Annotated in this window: 13 protein-coding genes; 6 read left to right on the plus strand and 7 right to left on the minus strand. The window is 59.8% G+C overall.

Features of this window, described 5'->3' with window-relative positions:
- Window positions 1–135: 135 nt before the first annotated feature.
- The 7 genes from galE to JJE47_02325 form a co-directional block, all read right to left on the minus strand.
- On the minus strand, window positions 136–1,098 hold the full coding sequence (galE, locus tag JJE47_02295) for a UDP-glucose 4-epimerase GalE (GenBank protein MBK5266241.1): 963 nt from the start codon (window positions 1,096–1,098) through the stop codon (window positions 136–138).
- A 79-nt stretch (window positions 1,099–1,177) separates the two neighbouring features.
- Complete coding sequence (locus JJE47_02300) at window positions 1,178–1,570, minus strand: CBS domain-containing protein (GenBank protein ID MBK5266242.1); 393 nt, start codon at window positions 1,568–1,570, stop codon at window positions 1,178–1,180.
- 82 nt (window positions 1,571–1,652) lie between these two features.
- Window positions 1,653–2,636, minus strand: a complete 984-nt coding sequence (locus JJE47_02305; GenBank protein ID MBK5266243.1) for a sigma-70 family RNA polymerase sigma factor — start codon at window positions 2,634–2,636, stop codon at window positions 1,653–1,655.
- Between the two features lie 166 nt (window positions 2,637–2,802).
- Window positions 2,803–5,229 (minus strand): HD domain-containing protein, encoded by a 2,427-nt coding sequence (locus JJE47_02310; protein MBK5266244.1) that lies wholly within the window; start codon window positions 5,227–5,229, stop codon window positions 2,803–2,805.
- Window positions 5,183–6,556 (minus strand): DUF2254 domain-containing protein, encoded by a 1,374-nt coding sequence (locus JJE47_02315; protein MBK5266245.1) that lies wholly within the window; start codon window positions 6,554–6,556, stop codon window positions 5,183–5,185. The genes JJE47_02310 and JJE47_02315 overlap by 47 nt, the downstream gene beginning before the upstream one ends.
- Window positions 6,557–6,609: 53 nt before the next feature.
- Window positions 6,610–6,948 carry a P-II family nitrogen regulator gene (locus tag JJE47_02320; protein ID MBK5266246.1) on the minus strand — a complete coding sequence of 113 codons (339 nt, stop codon included), beginning with the start codon at window positions 6,946–6,948 and terminating at the stop codon, window positions 6,610–6,612.
- 12 nt (window positions 6,949–6,960) lie between these two features.
- On the minus strand, window positions 6,961–8,142 hold the full coding sequence (locus JJE47_02325; GenBank protein ID MBK5266247.1) for an ammonium transporter: 1,182 nt from the start codon (window positions 8,140–8,142) through the stop codon (window positions 6,961–6,963).
- 129 nt (window positions 8,143–8,271) lie between these two features.
- Here JJE47_02325 and JJE47_02330 point away from each other — a divergent pair, with 129 nt between their 5' ends.
- The 6 genes from JJE47_02330 to JJE47_02355 all read left to right on the plus strand — a co-directional run.
- Window positions 8,272–9,036 (plus strand): ABC transporter permease, encoded by a 765-nt coding sequence (locus JJE47_02330; GenBank protein MBK5266248.1) that lies wholly within the window; start codon window positions 8,272–8,274, stop codon window positions 9,034–9,036.
- Between the two features lie 101 nt (window positions 9,037–9,137).
- Window positions 9,138–10,430: an extracellular solute-binding protein gene (locus tag JJE47_02335; GenBank protein MBK5266249.1), complete on the plus strand. Its 1,293-nt coding sequence runs from the start codon at window positions 9,138–9,140 to the stop codon at window positions 10,428–10,430.
- A gap of 19 nt (window positions 10,431–10,449) precedes the next feature.
- The gene (locus JJE47_02340) at window positions 10,450–12,051 is read left to right on the plus strand and encodes an ABC transporter permease subunit (GenBank protein ID MBK5266250.1); all 1,602 of its coding nucleotides are present in this window, start codon (window positions 10,450–10,452) and stop codon (window positions 12,049–12,051) included.
- 31 nt (window positions 12,052–12,082) lie between these two features.
- Window positions 12,083–12,940 (plus strand): ABC transporter permease subunit, encoded by an 858-nt coding sequence (locus JJE47_02345; GenBank protein ID MBK5266251.1) that lies wholly within the window; start codon window positions 12,083–12,085, stop codon window positions 12,938–12,940.
- A gap of 10 nt (window positions 12,941–12,950) precedes the next feature.
- Complete coding sequence (locus tag JJE47_02350; protein ID MBK5266252.1) at window positions 12,951–14,789, plus strand: alpha-glycosidase; 1,839 nt, start codon at window positions 12,951–12,953, stop codon at window positions 14,787–14,789.
- Window positions 14,789–17,148: glycoside hydrolase (locus JJE47_02355; protein ID MBK5266253.1), on the plus strand; the 2,360-nt coding region annotated here is incomplete at its 3' end. The genes JJE47_02350 and JJE47_02355, both read left to right, overlap by 1 nt.

A 17,148-nucleotide genomic window follows, 5' to 3' on the forward strand; every position in this document is an offset into this window, starting at 1 on the left:
CCTCGGGGCACAATCCGTTGGCGGTCAGGCAGCCTTCATCGCCCGCCCCGGAGCGATCTGGGGGGTACCAACCAAACCGCCGGAGATTATCGGCCACGATCTCTCCTGCCTCCTGGACCTTCCGTCTCCTGGGGCCTAGGCCAGCCGAATCTCCCACGAAGACCGAACGATATTCTCGAGATCTGATTGGTTTGCCTCCCAGGCCAGCACCTGACGGGCCAACGATGGATCAGCGACCAGTTCGGGAGGGTCCCCGGCCCGGCGATCCCCATATTCGACCGGGACCTCACGGGCGGTGACGCGACGAACGGTCTCGATAACCTCCATCACCGAGAAGCCGATGCCCGACCCGAGATTCATCGCGATCGACGCTCCCCCGTCGACGAGGTAGTCAACCGCTCGCAGATGAGCATCGGCGAGATCAACCACATGGACATAGTCACGAATGGCGGTGCCATCGGGGGTGGGATAGTCGGTTCCGAACACCGAAACCGTCTTTCCCCCAGAGGCAGATTCCAGGATGTTTGGTATGAGATGGGTTTCCGGATCGTGCCGCTCAACCCGACGCTCAGATGCGCCGGCGGCGTTGAAGTAGCGGAGTGCCACATGTCGGGTTCCGTGGGCGACCTCATAAAAGCCGAGTATCTGCTCGAACGCCCATTTGGTCCAGCCATATGGAGAGGTGGGCTGCTTGTCCTCGTTCTCGTCAATCGGAACCATCTTCGGCTGTCCGTACACCGCGGCCGAACTTGAGAACACAACGTTCGAAACGTCATGTCGAATCAGCGAATCGAGGAACATCGTGGATCGGGCCACGTTTCGATCGAGATAGGGCCCCGGGTTGCGGACGGATTCACCAACGGCGATGTAGCCGGCGAAGTGAATAACCGCATCGGGGTCGTATTCGTCGACGATCGCCTCGACCACTCCTCTATCACCGATATCGGCCTGGACGAATACGGCATCATCATGCACGTTTTCCAATTGCCCGCGTGACAAATCATCGATGACGACTACTCGATCACCTCGACCGATCAGCAAATCAGTCGTTACCGACCCGATGTAGCCTGCCCCACCGGTTACCAGCACTGTCTTCAATGAAACCTCGTTCTGCAGCGTCAACCTGGCTGCAGCAGAAAGATAGCCGCTCGGTTTACCCAGACCGATGACCTACCAACTAGGGATAGAGGGTCTGGATCCTGCCAGGATCTACCAACGCCGCCAGGATGTCGCGAATCGACAAGATGGCCGAAATGTCATCGTCCACCACCGGTACGTGACGGTAACCCGTCTCAAGGAGCCACTCGGCAACCTGGGCAACGTCGGTGTCGGGCGAGAACACATCGGGGTTGCGGGTCATGTGATTACCCACCACTGCCTGGTCGAAATCAACCCCCATGGCGACCGCATCAAGGATGTCTCGTTCGGTCAAGATGCCGATGAGGGCACCGTCGTCGATCACACCCATGGACCCGACTTCACCGGCCACCATGGCCATGGCTGCTTCGCGTAGCGTGGACGCCGGACCCATGGTCTCGGCAGAATTCTCGATCAGATCCCTCAACTTCATGGCGCGACCTCCTGCGCTCAACAGTACCCCGAAGGTCGTGAAGGACGTAGAGCAGGATGGCCTATCGCGCAGGCCGAGTGTCCTAGATAAGGTCTTGTTCGCGGATCCCGAACGAAGGGTGACGGAGACGACACAAGGCGAGCTTTTCCAGCTGGCGGATACGCTCACGGGTGAGGTTGAACTCGTCGCCGATTTCCTCAAGCGTGCGGGGCACACCGTCATAGAACCCGTACCGAAGCGCCAGGATCCGTCCCTCACGATCCGGTAGGCGTTCGATCGAAACCCGGAGGCTGTTCGCAACGTCCATTTCTTCGGTAATGAGGACTGGATCGGCGGCGTCTTCGTCTTCAATGAAGTCACCCAGTTGAGCGCCGTCTTCTCCGACTGGCTGTTCGAGCGAGACGGTGTCCGCAACACTCAGAGCGAGTTCGACTTTGTCAACCGTGACACCGGCTTCTTCAGCGATCTCGTCCGGCTTGGGATCGCGTCCGAGCTCTGCCTTGAGGCTGGCCTGAGCGGCCCGGACCGCGGCGAGCGTGTCGTGGAGGTGGACAGGGATTCTGACCGTCCGGGACTTATCAGCGATAGCCCTCGTGATGGCCTGACGGATCCACCAGGTGGCGTACGTCGAGAATTTGAAGCCTTTGCGCCAGTCGAACTTTTCGACGGCACGAATGAGACCGAGGTTGCCTTCTTGAATGAGGTCGAGAAAGTCGATGCCTGAGGTGTTTGCATACCGGCGGGCGTTGGCGACGACGAGACGGAGGTTGGCGGTCAGGAAAGCATCTTTGGCTTCGCGACCCTTGCGAATCTTCCTTCGCAATTCGATCTCAGCCTTTTTACCCTTGAAGTCGCCGGCTTCGAGACGACCAACGGCTTCTTCGCCAGTTTCGATGAGCTGGGCTAGTTCAACTTCCTGTTCGGCAGTAAGAAGGTCGTACTCGCCGATGGCAGTTAAGTACTGCGAAACGAGGTCAGTGGTCAGTCGTCCACGCTCATCTGTGAGCTTGGATGCCCGAGCGGGCGCCTTGCGAGCCTTAGCCCGCGCAGGGTCAGTTGCAGCCATGCGGAAAAGTCCTTTTATATGCAGGGGGAGTGCGCATCCAGATGGAAACCTTTCCAACCGGGACGCTGTCCCAATATGACACATGTTCAATCGTTTGTGAACCCCTTTTTCGGCATTTATGACAATTTCCTTGATTTAGGGGCGTGCCTCCGGGTTCCGGGCAGCGTTAGGAGGATTGAAGTGCGGCGGTGAGCTTGCGGGCGATCGCCTCGAGTCGATCGTCGCCAAGCGGTGCCCCGGTGAGGGGATCTCGCAGCCAGAGGGTCTCGATCGCCAGGTCCCCTCTGGATCGGATCTTGGCGAGGTGAATCGAAGCCCCGGTTGCCGAAATGACCGCAGCTACGTCGTGAAGAAGGCCGATTCGATCTAGGGCCCTGACCTCCACCACCGAACCCGGACCGTCTCGATACGACATGACCTCGCCTCCCCTGGGAGTGGAGCCGTAGTGGCGACGGCGTTCGTCAAGGCGGGCTAGATAGTCAGATCCGGTGGTCAGATCCCGGCGAACCTGCGCGAGCTTGGCCTCTGCCACCGGACCACCCTGTAGGGCGTCTTGAAGGTGAAAGGTGTCAACCCCAACCCCCGTATCGCTCGTCACGAGTCGCGCATCAAGAATCTCTACGCCGTAGGACGCCAACGTCCCGGCGACACGCACAATCAGACCCGGCTGATCGAGGGCTGCCAACACCAATGAAGTAGCGCCACTGAGGTGCTCGATACTCCAGCGAATCTCCCCCTGGCGCGGGGGTGGACTGGTGACATGTAGATGCTGGGCGATCTCTTCGACGCTGAACCGGTCGGTGTACACCGATGGCATGCTCGCCAGGAAAGCCGATACCCGCCCCGGTCCGATCGAACCGCCGGCCGCCTCGACAATCGTCGACTCGGCTACCTCGGATGTCGACCCTGTCAATTGCTCCTCGACTCTTTGAAAGAGTTGCCGCATCAGGTTGGCTTTCCAAGCGGTGAGCATGTGCGGCCCGGTCGAACGGGCATCTGCGATCGAAAGCAGATACAACAACCTGAGAAGCTGATGATCGCCAATCTGTTCACCGATTTCCCGAATAACAGCCCGGTCATCGATATCTCTCCCGACCGCCGAGTCAGGGATCAACAGATGCAGACGAACTGCGTCCCCGAGCCGACGACGGCTGACTAGACCGTAATGGGCCCTGCCCGTAAAGGTGCCCATCATTTCGGCGCCAACCGTCGAATGATCTCCTGGCCGTGACTTCCCAATGTCGTGAAAGAAACCGGCCACCAGCAGGTCGTCGACTGATCCGAGTTCGTCGGTGATCGCGGTGAGTAAGGGATCGTCGTCGTCGATGAGGCTGAGAATCTCATCGACCGTCGACCAATGATGGCCTCCCACCGTGTAGGCATGGAACGGCACGAGGTGCGGTCGATCGACCGATTCCACCCACTCCGGGATCGCCTTTGCCAACCATCCGAAATCATGAAGCCGTTCAACAATAGCCCGACCGTGATCACCGGCCGCCAGTAGCCGGACAAACAGCGCCCGATCTCCATCTGACCAAAGCGGTGGTCCCGCGGTCCGTATCGCCTGCTCTTCCGATGGCGAGAACGAAGCTCCGGCCCGACCATCGAGCGCGCCGGCAGCCTGTGCGAAGGCGGACGAATAGGTCTCGGTCGACGGGCGGCGCAACGCCCGAACCAACCAGCGCCCCACCCCCGCCACCGGGTCCGGGGACGTGCCCAGGCGAGGGAACTGATGGTCGGCCAACCACTCGGCGGTTCGCCGGGCTGCCTGAAGTCGGGTCCCAACCTCGATGACTTCCTGGCCAAGCCAGGCAGCCACAGCTTCCCGAACCTCAAAGGTATACCGATTACCAGGTTTGCGCACCTCAAAGCCCGAGACGGCCTGAATGGCGTTCCGGACATCGAGAAGCTCGTCGACGACCGGGGCAATCGGCTCGCCATCGGCTCCACTGCGCGAACGATCGAGGGCGACGGCCTGGAGAGTGCGCAGACCACCGCGACCCTGCTTGAGATCGGCGGCCAGCAACCAATAGGGCTCGGCCCGGCGCCGATCTACCTCTTCGGATTGGAGCACTTCGCTGATCCGCCCCGATTGCTGTTTCACCAGCTTCTTCACAGCTTCGACTGCTTCTTCGTAGATCGCCCCATCACCTGTCACGAAACGCATCGTCATCAGGGCGCTCAGCGTTTCCATCGAATCGCGTCCCGCGGCGGCAACTTCCCGAACCGTACGCGAGGCGTGGCCCACCACAAGCTTGGCGTCCCACAACGGGTACAGGAGAGCCGAGACCGCCGCGGGGTCTGGTCGGCCGGCATGAATCGTCATAAGGTCGATGTCGGACCCCAGGCACATCTCGCCCCGGCCATATCCTCCGACCGCCGCGACCGCGTACGACGGTTCATCTCCTGCCAAGCCGGCAATGAGCTGATCGAGGGCGGCGGCCAGGCGGTCACAGATCTCCCGACCACCACCGGGAGGACGTTGGGTGGCGAACTGACGTCGCAGGTCGAGAAAGAGATCTGGAGCTCTGCCGGGCAGCTCCTGATCAGCCATCCAGGTGCCAAGCGGTCCGGTCCAGCAGCGCCAGAGCACTGGCCTTACTCTCCTCCGAGGCTCCCGACAGTCGGATCTCGGTGATCACGGACCCAACTTGGTGCTGAAGCGCTTCCAGGGCCTCCCGGGTTACCCGGTCCCGCCGGACAAGCTCGGCCCGGACGGTCTGGAGAGTGACGAGAATCGACGCCAGTACGGTTACCTGGGACCGGGCGCAGGCGCAGATCTGATCAAACGCCAATGTTACAAAGTCATAGTGGGTCGGCTCAAACGGCCTGAAGATCCTTCGATCATCTACCACTACAAACCGTGCTGGCACCTTCCGGCTCAAGATCTGTAGGACCACCTCGCCCATCTGGGTGATTACCACGTGGGCAGTGTTGGGATCGTTCACAGCCGGAGACAGGGCCCTTAGGGCGATATCTTCGAGCATGACCAGACCGAAAACCACATCTTGTTGAAGAGTCCGTTGGTCCCCCACCCCAAATGCTTCGCGGACCCGCTTCTCAAGACCATTGAGCGAGCTTGGTTCCGAGGTCCAGATCGTCACAAGCGGAGCATCGGCATATACGTACATTCCCGCCGCGACTTCGATCCGAATGGCGTCATGCGGCTCAACTGTTTCCAACAGGGCCTGCAAGCTGATCTGCTGTACCCAACCCGACCTGCTCGCGGTCACGACCGTTCCCGGACTTGCTGGAAAGCTGGGGAATTCGACGGAACCGGTATCTGACTCTCCAACATGGTCAGCCAAGGCCGAATCGCCGGAAGGATCTCGAAACCGGTCTGCCACAACCGCCAGCACCTGGCGGGTGAGCTCTCTTGAGACGGTTGACACCCGTAACTGTTGGGCTGTGTGATTGATGGAAGCCAGAAGAGCCAGCAGCGCAGCCATAGCAAAGACGATTGCCACTGCGACGGCGATGCTTGGTAGGTACCGAGCACCTCCTTCCTCAAGCGGGCCGCGTACCTCGCGCAATACCAGCACACTAAATACGAACGCACTCAGGACCAGACCGATCATGTTCTGCTGGAAGGGATCTCGCAGAAAGATTCTCATTACCCGGGACGAATACACCGAAGAGGACAGTTGGATTGCCACCAATGTCAAAGAAAATACGACGGAGGCGGCCGTAATCGTCCCGCTCGCTATGGCGCTCAAGATTGCCCGAGCGCTGTCGACGGTCGTCAAGATCAGCGGCGGCAGGCTGATCGGATCGGCTGAGCTATCCAGCTCGATAACCAGCCGCGAGAGAACAATGGTCACCACCATCCACAGAACCGGCACGCCGAACAAACTCGAGCGGAACTGATCTACCAGGGCTCGCCCCCGGATCGCCAATCCACCACCGTCACGCCAGCTCACGAGATCAACCTCCTGGGTCTAGGTTACGGCGCCGCGACACCGCCTGGGCGATATCAGAGAGCGTCAGGGCCCCGCTCACCGGTACGGATCCGAACCACCTCGTCAAGAGGGACAACGGCAATCTTGCCATCGCCGATTTCCCCGGTCCGGGCGGCTCCTTCAATGGCTGAGACGACCGCGGCGACGTGGTGATCGTCGACCATCACATCGATCCGAGTTTTGGCCACGAAGTCAACCTTGTACTCAGCCCCTCGATACACCTCGGTATGGCCCGATTGCCGACCAAACCCACGCACCTCGCTGGTCGACATCCCGGTGACGCCGACCTCGGTCAGCGCATCCTTCACGGCGTCCAAGGTGTGCGGCTTGATAAACGCGATCACTAGCTTCATGGGAACCTACCTCTACTCGTTGAGAATGTAGCCGCGCTCTTCATGCAGCGTGATGTCCAGACCTTCTACCTCTTGTCGCTCTTCGACCCGGAGGCCCATGGTCTTGTCAAGGATTCTGGCGAGGAGGTAGCTCATGACAAAGCTGAACACGAGCACGGCCACGGTGACCACCAGCTGTTTGACGAGCAGCGAGATACCACCCCCGTAGAACAGACCACCGCCCGCGGATGCAAACAGGCCAACCAGCAGCGATCCGATTATCCCACCAACCAGATGAACTCCAACCACGTCGAGCGAGTCGTCGTATCCGAAGCGTGCCTTGAGACCAACCGCCCAGAAACAGACGACGCCGGCTATGGCTCCGATGGCCATGGCTCCGCCCGGAGTCACAAACCCCGCCGCGGGCGTAATCGCCACCAGGCCGGCGACGGCGCCTGAGGCGGCTCCGAGCGTCGTCGGATACCCGGTCTTCTTCCATTCTGCCGCCACCCAACCGAGCGCTCCCAGCGATGCTCCAATCTGAGTCGCGACCATGGCCGTGACCGCCTGCTCATTGGCCGCCAACGCCGAACCGGCGTTGAATCCGAACCAGCCGAACCACAAAATGCCCGTTCCGAGCAGCGTGAGCGGGAGGGAATGAGGCCGGATGGCGTCTCGACCGAAGCCCAATCGGGGTCCGAGGACCAGGACCAAGGCCAGCGCCGCCACGCCGGCATTGATGTGAACGACGAGGCCGCCCGCAAAGTCCAGTGCCCCATACTTGTAAATCCAGCCGTCGGCGTTCCATACCCAGTGAGCCACCGGCGAGTAGACAACGAGGGACCAGATCGACGCGAACCAGGCATAGGCCGAAAACTTCAGGCGTTCGGCGACCGCCCCGGTAATCAATGCCGGAGTAATGATGGCGAACGTCATTTGGAACATTGCGAACAGCAGATCATCGCCGGCCAGGTCCCGGAACATGAAGTGGGAAAAGTCTCCGATCAAGCCTCCCGAGCTTTCCCCGAAGGCCAGGCTGTACCCGCCAATGACCCAGAGCGGGGTGATGAGGGCGATCGTAAAGAAGTTCTTCATGAGCATGTTCAAGACGTTCTTCGACCGGACCATGCCACCGTAAAAGAAGGCCAAGCCGGGCGTCATGAAGAGCACCATCGCACTCGCCATGAGTAGCCAGGCTGCGTTTCCCGAATCCATAGTCACTCCTCGTCAGTCGCCACCTTCAGGATCGAAGATCGATGTTTCGGGCGTGTTTCGATTAGATAACAGTTCCTGACCAACCAGAAGGTTGCCCCAGAGTCCCGACACATCTGGCAGTATCACGCCGTGTCACAAGCCAACCTCGACTACTGGGCGGTCCTAGCCTCCCTAACGCTTGTCGGGGTAGCCATCGGCGTGTCGGTCTGGCGAGGCCTCGACCTCGAACGGACCATCATCTGGGCGTCGATCAGGGCGGCGGTCCAGTTACTGGCGGCCGGCCTCGTCCTCACCCTGGTTTTTGATTCTCGTTTCCTACCCTGGATCTGGGTGGCGGGGATGGTTGGCTACTCAGCCGAAGTCGTGAGACAACGAGCCAAAGGTGACTACCGAATTCGCAACATCGGTCTATTGGCAATCGGTGGGTCGACCGCCGTCAGCCTGCTCGTGGTGTTCGGCCTCGGCGTCCTCGATTTCACACCGGTCAGCCTCATCGTTACGGCCGGCATCACCGTCGGCAACACGATGCCCGCCACGGTTCTGGCGGTAACCCGCACCAACGAATACCTGGTGACCGGTCGGGGGGAGCTCGAAGGAATGCTGGCACTCGGCTTCGGACGAACCCAGGTGGCGAAGGTGATCGGTGCGATCGTCGCCCGATCGGCACTCATCCCCCAACTCGAACGCACCAAAGTCGTCGGACTTATCGCGCTCCCTGGTGCCATGACCGGGCTGCTTCTGGCAGGCGTCGATCCCATCCAGGCGGTGCTCATTCAACTGGTCGTGATGTACCTGATACTCGGTTCGGTGACGACCTCGGTGCTGCTGGTGACGATGGCGAGCGCCCGGAGCCTGCTCACCACCGACCTTCGGGTCCGAGAACGGGTCTTCTGACCATTTACCGACCTGCCCCGAGTGTGCTTTACTCACATCGCGCCACTCCATCGACACGTTGGGTGGCCGCGTTCAGAAATGCCCATAAGGAGAAAAATACTGTGCAAAAGAAACCAGTGATCTGGCTGGCACTCTTGACCGTGTTCGCGTTGGTGCTTGCTGCCTGCGGTTCCGGCGAAGAGACCGTCGATGCCGGCGATACCACCACCAGCGTGATCGCCGAGACCACAACTACCACACAAGCCGTAACCACCACAACCGAAGCCGCCCCGATGGTCGAGTTGGTCATTTGGGCCGACGAAAACCGTGCGAAAGCCATCGAAGAGGTTATACCTGCATTCGAAGACAAAACTGGCGTTGACGTGATCATCGAACTAGTGGATTTCGGAGCCATGAAAGACCAGGTCGGCGTCGCCGGACCTGCTGGCGAAGGCCCGGATATCTTCATCGGAGCATCCGACTGGGTGGGTGAATTGGCCACCAACGGCATCCTGGAACCAATCGACCTAGGCGCCAAAGCCGACGACTTCATTGCATCGGCCAAGGATGGCTTGACTTTTAATGGAACCCTGTACGGACTGCCCTATGCGGTCGAGGCGATTGCCCTGTATTACAACACCGACCTGGCACCGGAAGCCCCTGCCACGATGGAAGATGCTGCGGCAGCTTGTGCCGACATGGTGGACATCACCAACTGCATAGGCGTGACAGGCGGGGGCGATGGTACCGACGCCTACCACATGTACCCGTTTGTTTCGGCGGCGGGCGGCTACGTCTTCGCCTCGACCGATGGCATCTACGATCCGACAGATGTCGGTCTTGACTCGGCAGGGGCCATCTCCGGCGCCCTGGCCCTCGAGACCCTTGTCAAAGACGGTGTGATGGCTTCCGTCAACTACGACGGTGCGAAGAATCAGTTCCTTGAAGGAACCGAACCATTCTGGATTACCGGCCCATGGGAACTCGGTGCACTGAACGACCAGGACACCGTGAACTGGGCAGTTGCCAAGCTACCCAAGATCGCTGACGGTACACCCAAGCCCTTCGTCGGTGTTCAGGGGTTCTTCCTAAGTTCGTTCTCTGAGAACAAACTGGTTGCCCAGACGTTCTTGTTGGACTTCATGGCCACCGAGGAAGGCATGGCTGCAATGTTCGCCGCCGACGGTCGTCCGCCGGTTCATAACGCCATCATCGCAGCGACGGCAGATGACGCCGCCATCTCCACTTTCGGCGCCTCGGCTGCCGACGGTGTTCCGATTCCGAACATCCCTGAAATGGGGGCGGTTTGGGGTGCGTTGGGCGACAACATGGCTGCGATCCGCAACGGCACAGTCGATGCAGAGACTGCCATGGTCAACGCCGCAACCGCAGTACGCGAAGCGGTCAACCAGTAGACAAAGTAGGATCTAGACAATGACGAATAGCGAGGGCGTGACTCCAAAACGGAGCGCGTCCTCGTTTTCGTTAAGTCCGGGTTTCTGGCTGAAGCTCGTGGTGGTCGGCCTCATCGATGCCGCCTTCATCGCCGCCATCCCAGTCCTAGTTGCCAATCAATCGTGGATGCTGTTCGGGCTGCTCGGACTGAATGTTCTGCTCATCAACTGGGCTTATCTCTCTCCCCGGTCCAACGCTGGCAAGTGGTTAGCCCCCGGCCTGGTTTTTGTGACAATCTTCGTAGTCTGGCCCATCATCTACACCGGATACGTCTCGGTTACGAACTGGGCTACTGGCAACGTACTCAGCCAGCAACAGGTCATCACCAATCTCGAGAATGAGGTCATCCGGGTAGAAGGCGAAGGTACCAATCTCGAACTCGCCATCTACGACGGTCCCGAGGGATTGGCTTTCCTCGCTCGCCAACCCGATGGTGCCACGTACTTCGGTATCGCCCGGCAGTCTTCGGAGGAACCGATCGAAGATGCCCTGATCGACACCACCGGCATCGACCTCACCGGAGATCTACCCGACGTGATCAACGACTACAGCAAGCTCGGACTGCGGGAACTGCTGGGAATTGCCGGCCAGATCGAAGCCCTGGTGCTTGACATACCCGGGGGGGTCATTCAGGCCCAAACAACCTCGTCAGCCCGACTCATCCAGGCAGGCCAGCGGTACAAGTACGACGCAGAGACTGACACCTTGTACGACGCACTGCGCGATGTGACCTGTGTCACCGAGCGGGGAAACTTCGTTTGTGACGGGCAACGCCTCGACCCGGGGTGGAGAGTCGTAACCGGCTTCGACAACTACCAACGCATCTTTGGAGATCAAAGGATCAGGGCCGCATTCATAAAGGTGTTCAACTGGAACATCGTCTTCGCCGTCATGTCCGTTCTTCTCACCTTCTCCCTCGGACTGGCACTCGCCAACGCCCTCCAGCACGACAAAATGCGCGGCAAGGCCTTCTATCGCTCAATCTTCATCATCCCATACGCAATTCCGGCGTTCCTGTCGATCATCGTTTGGCGCGGTCTACTCAACGCCAACTTCGGCCAGGTCAACGCGCTCATCGAGTCTCTCGGCGGCAGCGGAGTCCCGTGGCTCACCGACGGGACCTGGGCCAAAATCGCCGTTCTTGGAGTGAACACCTGGCTGGGATTTCCCTACATGTTCTTGATCATGTCCGGGGCTCTCCAAGCTATCCCGAATGAGCTCAAAGAAGCCGCCATGGTCGACGGGGCGAGCGCATGGCGGGTGTTTCGGTCCATCACGCTCCCCTTACTGCTCGTCTCGACGGCTCCGCTGCTGATTGGCTCGTTTGCCTTCAACTTCAACAACTTCGTGCTCATTTTCTTGCTCACCGATGGCGGACCGGCGGTGATCGGTGCGCCGGTCCCGGTTGGGGAAACGGACATCCTGATCTCTTTCACGTTCGACCTGGCCGTCAATTCCGGCCGGGGGAACAATTTCGCGCTCGGATCGGCGATCGTGATCATGATCTTCGTTGCCCTGGCCGCCATTTCCGCCTTCAGCTTCCGATTCACCAAACGCCTGGAGAGCATCTATGGCAACTAACGAGGCCGGAAGTCCCGTGGCCGCCAATCGGATGTCGGCCAAACGGTGGATCCGCGAGATCGGCTGGCGACACATCGTGCTTATCATCGCCGCGTTCTTTGCTCTCTATCCAGTGGTCTGGGTGCTCTCTGCAGCCTTCAATCCGGTTGACAACTTGTCGGCAGCCCGGCTGATCCCACGGGGTTTCACGTTCGACAACTTCACAGAACTATTCGAGTCCGACCTGACGCCCTTCGGGACCTGGTTGTTCAACTCCTGGAGGGTCGCAATCGTCGCCGCCAGCCTGAACGTCATCCTGGCTGCGCTGGCATCGTTCGCTTTCTCGCGCCTGCGCTTCCGGGGTCGGCGTGCAGGCTTGCTCAGCCTGCTGCTCATTCAGGTCTTCCCCCAATTCCTTGGATTCATCGCCCTATTTCTTTTGGCCCAACAGATCGGCGATATCTTCCCGGCAGCCGGACTTAATACACAGACCTACATCATCATGGTGTACCTGGGCGGAGCGATCGGATTCAACGCCTTTCTCATCAAGGGCTTCATGGATACCATCCCGGTGGAGTTGGATGAGTCAGCCGAGGTCGATGGGGCCAACCCGTGGCAAATCTTCTCGAGAATCATATTCCCACTCAGCAGACCCGTTCTGGCAGTGATCTTCATCATCACATTCATCAATATCTACTCCGAGTACATCCTGGCTCGAACCCTCCTGCGGTCCACCCAGGAGTTCACCATGGCGGTCGGACTGCAACTCTTCGTCGAATCCAATTACTCGGCGAAGTGGGGCAACCTGGCTGCTGCAGCCATTATCGGGGCGGCCCCTATCGTCCTCACGTTCCTGGTGGCTCAAAAGCAGATCATTGGTGGGCTCACGCAGGGTTCGGTCAAGGGCTGACCAGGTCATAGTGGAGAGCTTCGATTCTGATCTCGGGGTCTATGGTCTACCGGGCGATGTCACACCCTTTGACATTCGATTCGATCCGACGAACCGGGCTCATCTCGAGCGCGAAGGAGACGGCTCGTTCACGATCCGGGTGTGGGCCGAGCCCGAACTAACCGACGGGTTATTCGTCGTGCGACAGGCCGGACAGGTGACCGGTCACCCCATGCACCGCTCCTCGAAAGGCCGCCGGTTCATCTACTGGCAGGTCAATTTGGCAGCACCGGAGATCCTCATCGAGTTTTCGTTTGCGTTTCGTTCCGGAGCCGGATTGCCCGTCTATCGGGTACCGGCCGGTATATCAAGTGCGGTCGAACGGTTGGACCGCTGGAGGCTCGACGACTCGATGGAACGATTCGCCACTCCTGCCTGGGCGCATGGGGCGGTGATCTATCAGATCTTCCCCGATCGGTTCGCAAACGGCGACCCCACCAATGATCCGATCGACGCCCAGTCCTGGGGTAGTCCGCCAACGCCTCGTGGATTCTGGGGCGGAGACCTGGTCGGCATCCAGTCCAAGCTCGAGTACCTCGAATCGCTCGGCGTGGATCTGATCTACTTGAATCCCATCTTCCGGTCGCCATCCAATCATCGCTACGACGCCATCGACTACTACCAGGTCGACCCGATGTTGGGTACCAACGGGGATCTCAAAGCGCTCATCGACGGTGCCCACCGGCGCGGCATCCGGGTGATGATCGACGCCTCGTTCAATCATGTACACCCCCAGTTCTTTGCGTTCCAGGACTTGATCGAGAACGGGCCAGATTCGGAGTACGCCGACTGGTTCATTGTCAATGAATGGCCAGTTCACCTCAAACGCAACCAACGAAAGCTGAGCAAGGGAGCCGCCGGGTGGTTGCCAATCTGGGTCGAGCAGACCGGTCTGGCAGTTGTCGACGATCCGCAAGCACCAGCCGGGATCGTTCCGAGCTATGACAGCTGGTACGGAGTAGCGACCATGCCACGGGTCAATCTGGCGAACCCGCAAGCCCGCCAATACATGCTCGATGTCGCCGACTATTGGATTAGGGAGTTCTCGCTCGACGGGTGGAGAATGGACGTCGCCCGATATGTCGACCCGGACTTCTGGAATGACTTTCGTACCGTGGTGAAGGCCGCCAACCCGGAGGCGTTGTTGTTGGCCGAGGTCATGGGTGACGCATCCCGCTGGCTCCAGGGTGATCGATTCGACGCAACGATGAACTACACGTTCCGCGACATCAGTCTGGGATTCTTCGCGCACGATCTTGTCGACGGGGGCGAATTCCTCGACCGGATGGGGACGATGCTGGCCCAGTACGGCCATGCTTCGACCGTGTGCAATCAAAACCTGATCGGCAGCCACGACACCGCCCGGTTTCTTACCGAAGCAGGTGGCGAACGGTGGCGCCTCGATCTGGCCACCGTCTGCCAGTTCACCGTTCCCGGGTCGCCAAGCATCTACTACGGCGACGAGATCGGCCTGGAAGGCGGCAACGACCCTGGGAGCCGCGGCACCTTCCCATGGAGTCCGGACCCGGCCGGCGATCCCACGCATCAACTTATCCAAGGCCTTGCCAACCTCAGAGGAAAACGCCCGGCGTTACGCACTGGGACCTGGCACCCGGGGCCGAGTACCCGCCACATGATCAGCTACGAGCGTCGACAGGACAAAACTCGACTGCTGATCGTGATGAATCGCGGACGCAGCAGGAACCACATCATCAACGACGGATGGAGCAAAGCCATATGGGGCAGCGCCGAAATCTCAAAACAAACAATTACGATTCCCGCCAGACAAGCCGCCATATTGAGCCGCTGATGCGCAAATTCGCACCATGGCTAGCCACGATCATCGTCCTGGCCCTCATCGCTTCGGCGTGCACTCCAAAGAGCGATAAGACCTCGACCACCACCTCAGAGTCACTACCGACCACCCCCGGCGTGGATCCAGCGGTCGCGGTCGATCCAGGTTTCTACCTGAACCTTATGTGGCATCAACACCAACCGCTCTACCCGAAGGACGCGGCCGGCGTCTATTCACGACCCTGGGTGCGGGTTCACGCCACCAAGGACTACTACGACATGGCGTCGACCGTTGCCAAGTACCCGGAGGTCAAGGTCACGTTCAATTTGACGCCGGTGCTCATGCTGCAGCTCGAAGACCTGGCCGCGGGAGCCAAGGACATTTACTGGACGACCTCGGAACTACCAGCGACCAACCTGAACGAAACCGACAAACGGTTCATCGCAGAACGATTCTTCGACGCCAATCCCAAGATCATCGCCCGGTTCCCTCGTTACCAGGAACTGGCCGATGATCGATCCACTTTGGGCATCGATGGTGCCGTGAATCAGTGGGAACCAGCGGATTGGCGTGACCTCCAAATCCTCTTCAATCTGGCGTGGACCGACCTCGACTTTCTTACCGTCTCGCCGCTCGATGAACTCGTTACGAAAGGCCGGGGATTCTCAGAGGAAGACAAGGTCACGTTGTTCGACGAACAGCTGCGAATCATCGGAGAAGTACTCCCCCTCCATCGGGAGCTATGGAGCTCCGGCCAGATCGAAGTCACCACCACTCCACTGGCCCACCCGATTCTTCCCCTCCTGTCCGACACCAACCTGGCCACGGTCGGTGATCCAACGGCCGTGCTTCCCGACAGCCGGTTCCAGGAGATTCCGGATGCCGATGACCAGGTCATTCGTGGTCTCGACACGGCCGAGCGGCTTCTGGGGCGTCGACCGGTTGGCATGTGGCCTGGAGAAGGCTCCGTTGCACAACTCGTCATGTCCTTGTTCTCCAAGAACGGGGTTGAGTGGGTGGGCACCGGAGAGAGCGTCCTGGCCAAGAGCCTCGACATCGGATCGTTCGAACGCGACACCGCCGACGTCCCGACCGACGCCGCCGACCTCTACCGCCCGTGGAGTGCTCAGCTCAATCGCAACCCCGATGTCGCCATGTTCTTTCGCGACGACCGACTCTCCGACCTTATCGGGTTCGAATATTCGGGATCGAGTGGAGAAGCTGCGGCGGCCGATTTCATGCGGAGACTCAAGTCAATTCATGACGCGGTCGACGTGCAAGCGGCGATGGCGGCCGGTCAACCGTTCGTCGTTTCCGTCATCCTTGACGGGGAGAACGCATGGGAGAATTACGACAACGACGGCAAGGAGTTCCTCAACGCCCTGTATCGCGAGCTCAGCGACTCCGACTTCGTCAAGACGATCACGCCCAGCGAATACCTTGACCGATTCAGTCATCCGGAGGGCCTCGACGAGGTTTGGCCAGGAGCCTGGTTCCAGCCGAACTTCGCCACCTGGATCGGCGAAGACGAAGAAGCGTTGGCCTGGGACTACCTTGCCGACGTTCGAGCCGACCTTCGGGAGGCAAAGGCGGTCGTCTCGGAGGCGACCTATGAGGCAGCCTACGAACGCATGCTGTTTGCGGAGGGATCCGATTGGTTCTGGTGGTACGGCTCCGACCAGGACTCAGGTAACGACAATTACTTCGATAACGCCTACCGGGAACTGCTCGGCCAGGTGTATGACGCCCTCGGTATGGATCGGCCCCTCTTCGTTTCAGTCCCGATCGTCCCCGTCCAACCGATCCAGGCGGATCGGGGGGCGACTGCCGCCACCACCCCGATCATCGACGGATCCTTCACCGACTACGAAGAGGGCGGCATGTTCAGCATGGACGATGCCGCCCTCTTCTACGCCTTCGACAGTTCGAAGCTCTACCTCGGCTACGGCGAATTCGACGGCCCGCCTGACTCTTCGACCAGGTTCGCAGCTCCGCTGGAGATATATCTGGCCGGCGTTGGCGAGTCATTCGGTACCACCGTCGATGGCGAGGTGCTCGGCTTTCGTGCCACCCATGTGGCCCGCTTCTCGGCCGACGAGTCGTGTGTAGCTACTCTCGCCAATCCCGATGACTGCATGCCAGTCCCTGTCGCCCGTTCCGACGTCGGAATCGAAGTCGCCATCCCGTTTGAGTCAATCGGAGTTTTTGAGTCGGGGGATACGGTGCTGGCCAGCGTTCGGGTTGGTGACGACCCGGGGTTCTTCCTGGGCGGTCCGCTCGGACTACAAGTCCCGGACATCTCAGATGTGGCGATTTTCATCGATTCGACCGATCTGATCGGCGACGACCATGGTCCCGGGACCTATACCTATCC

The sequence above is a fragment of the Acidimicrobiia bacterium genome, from assembly GCA_016650365.1.
Classification (GTDB): Bacteria; Actinomycetota; Acidimicrobiia; order Spongiisociales; family JAENVV01; genus JAENVV01.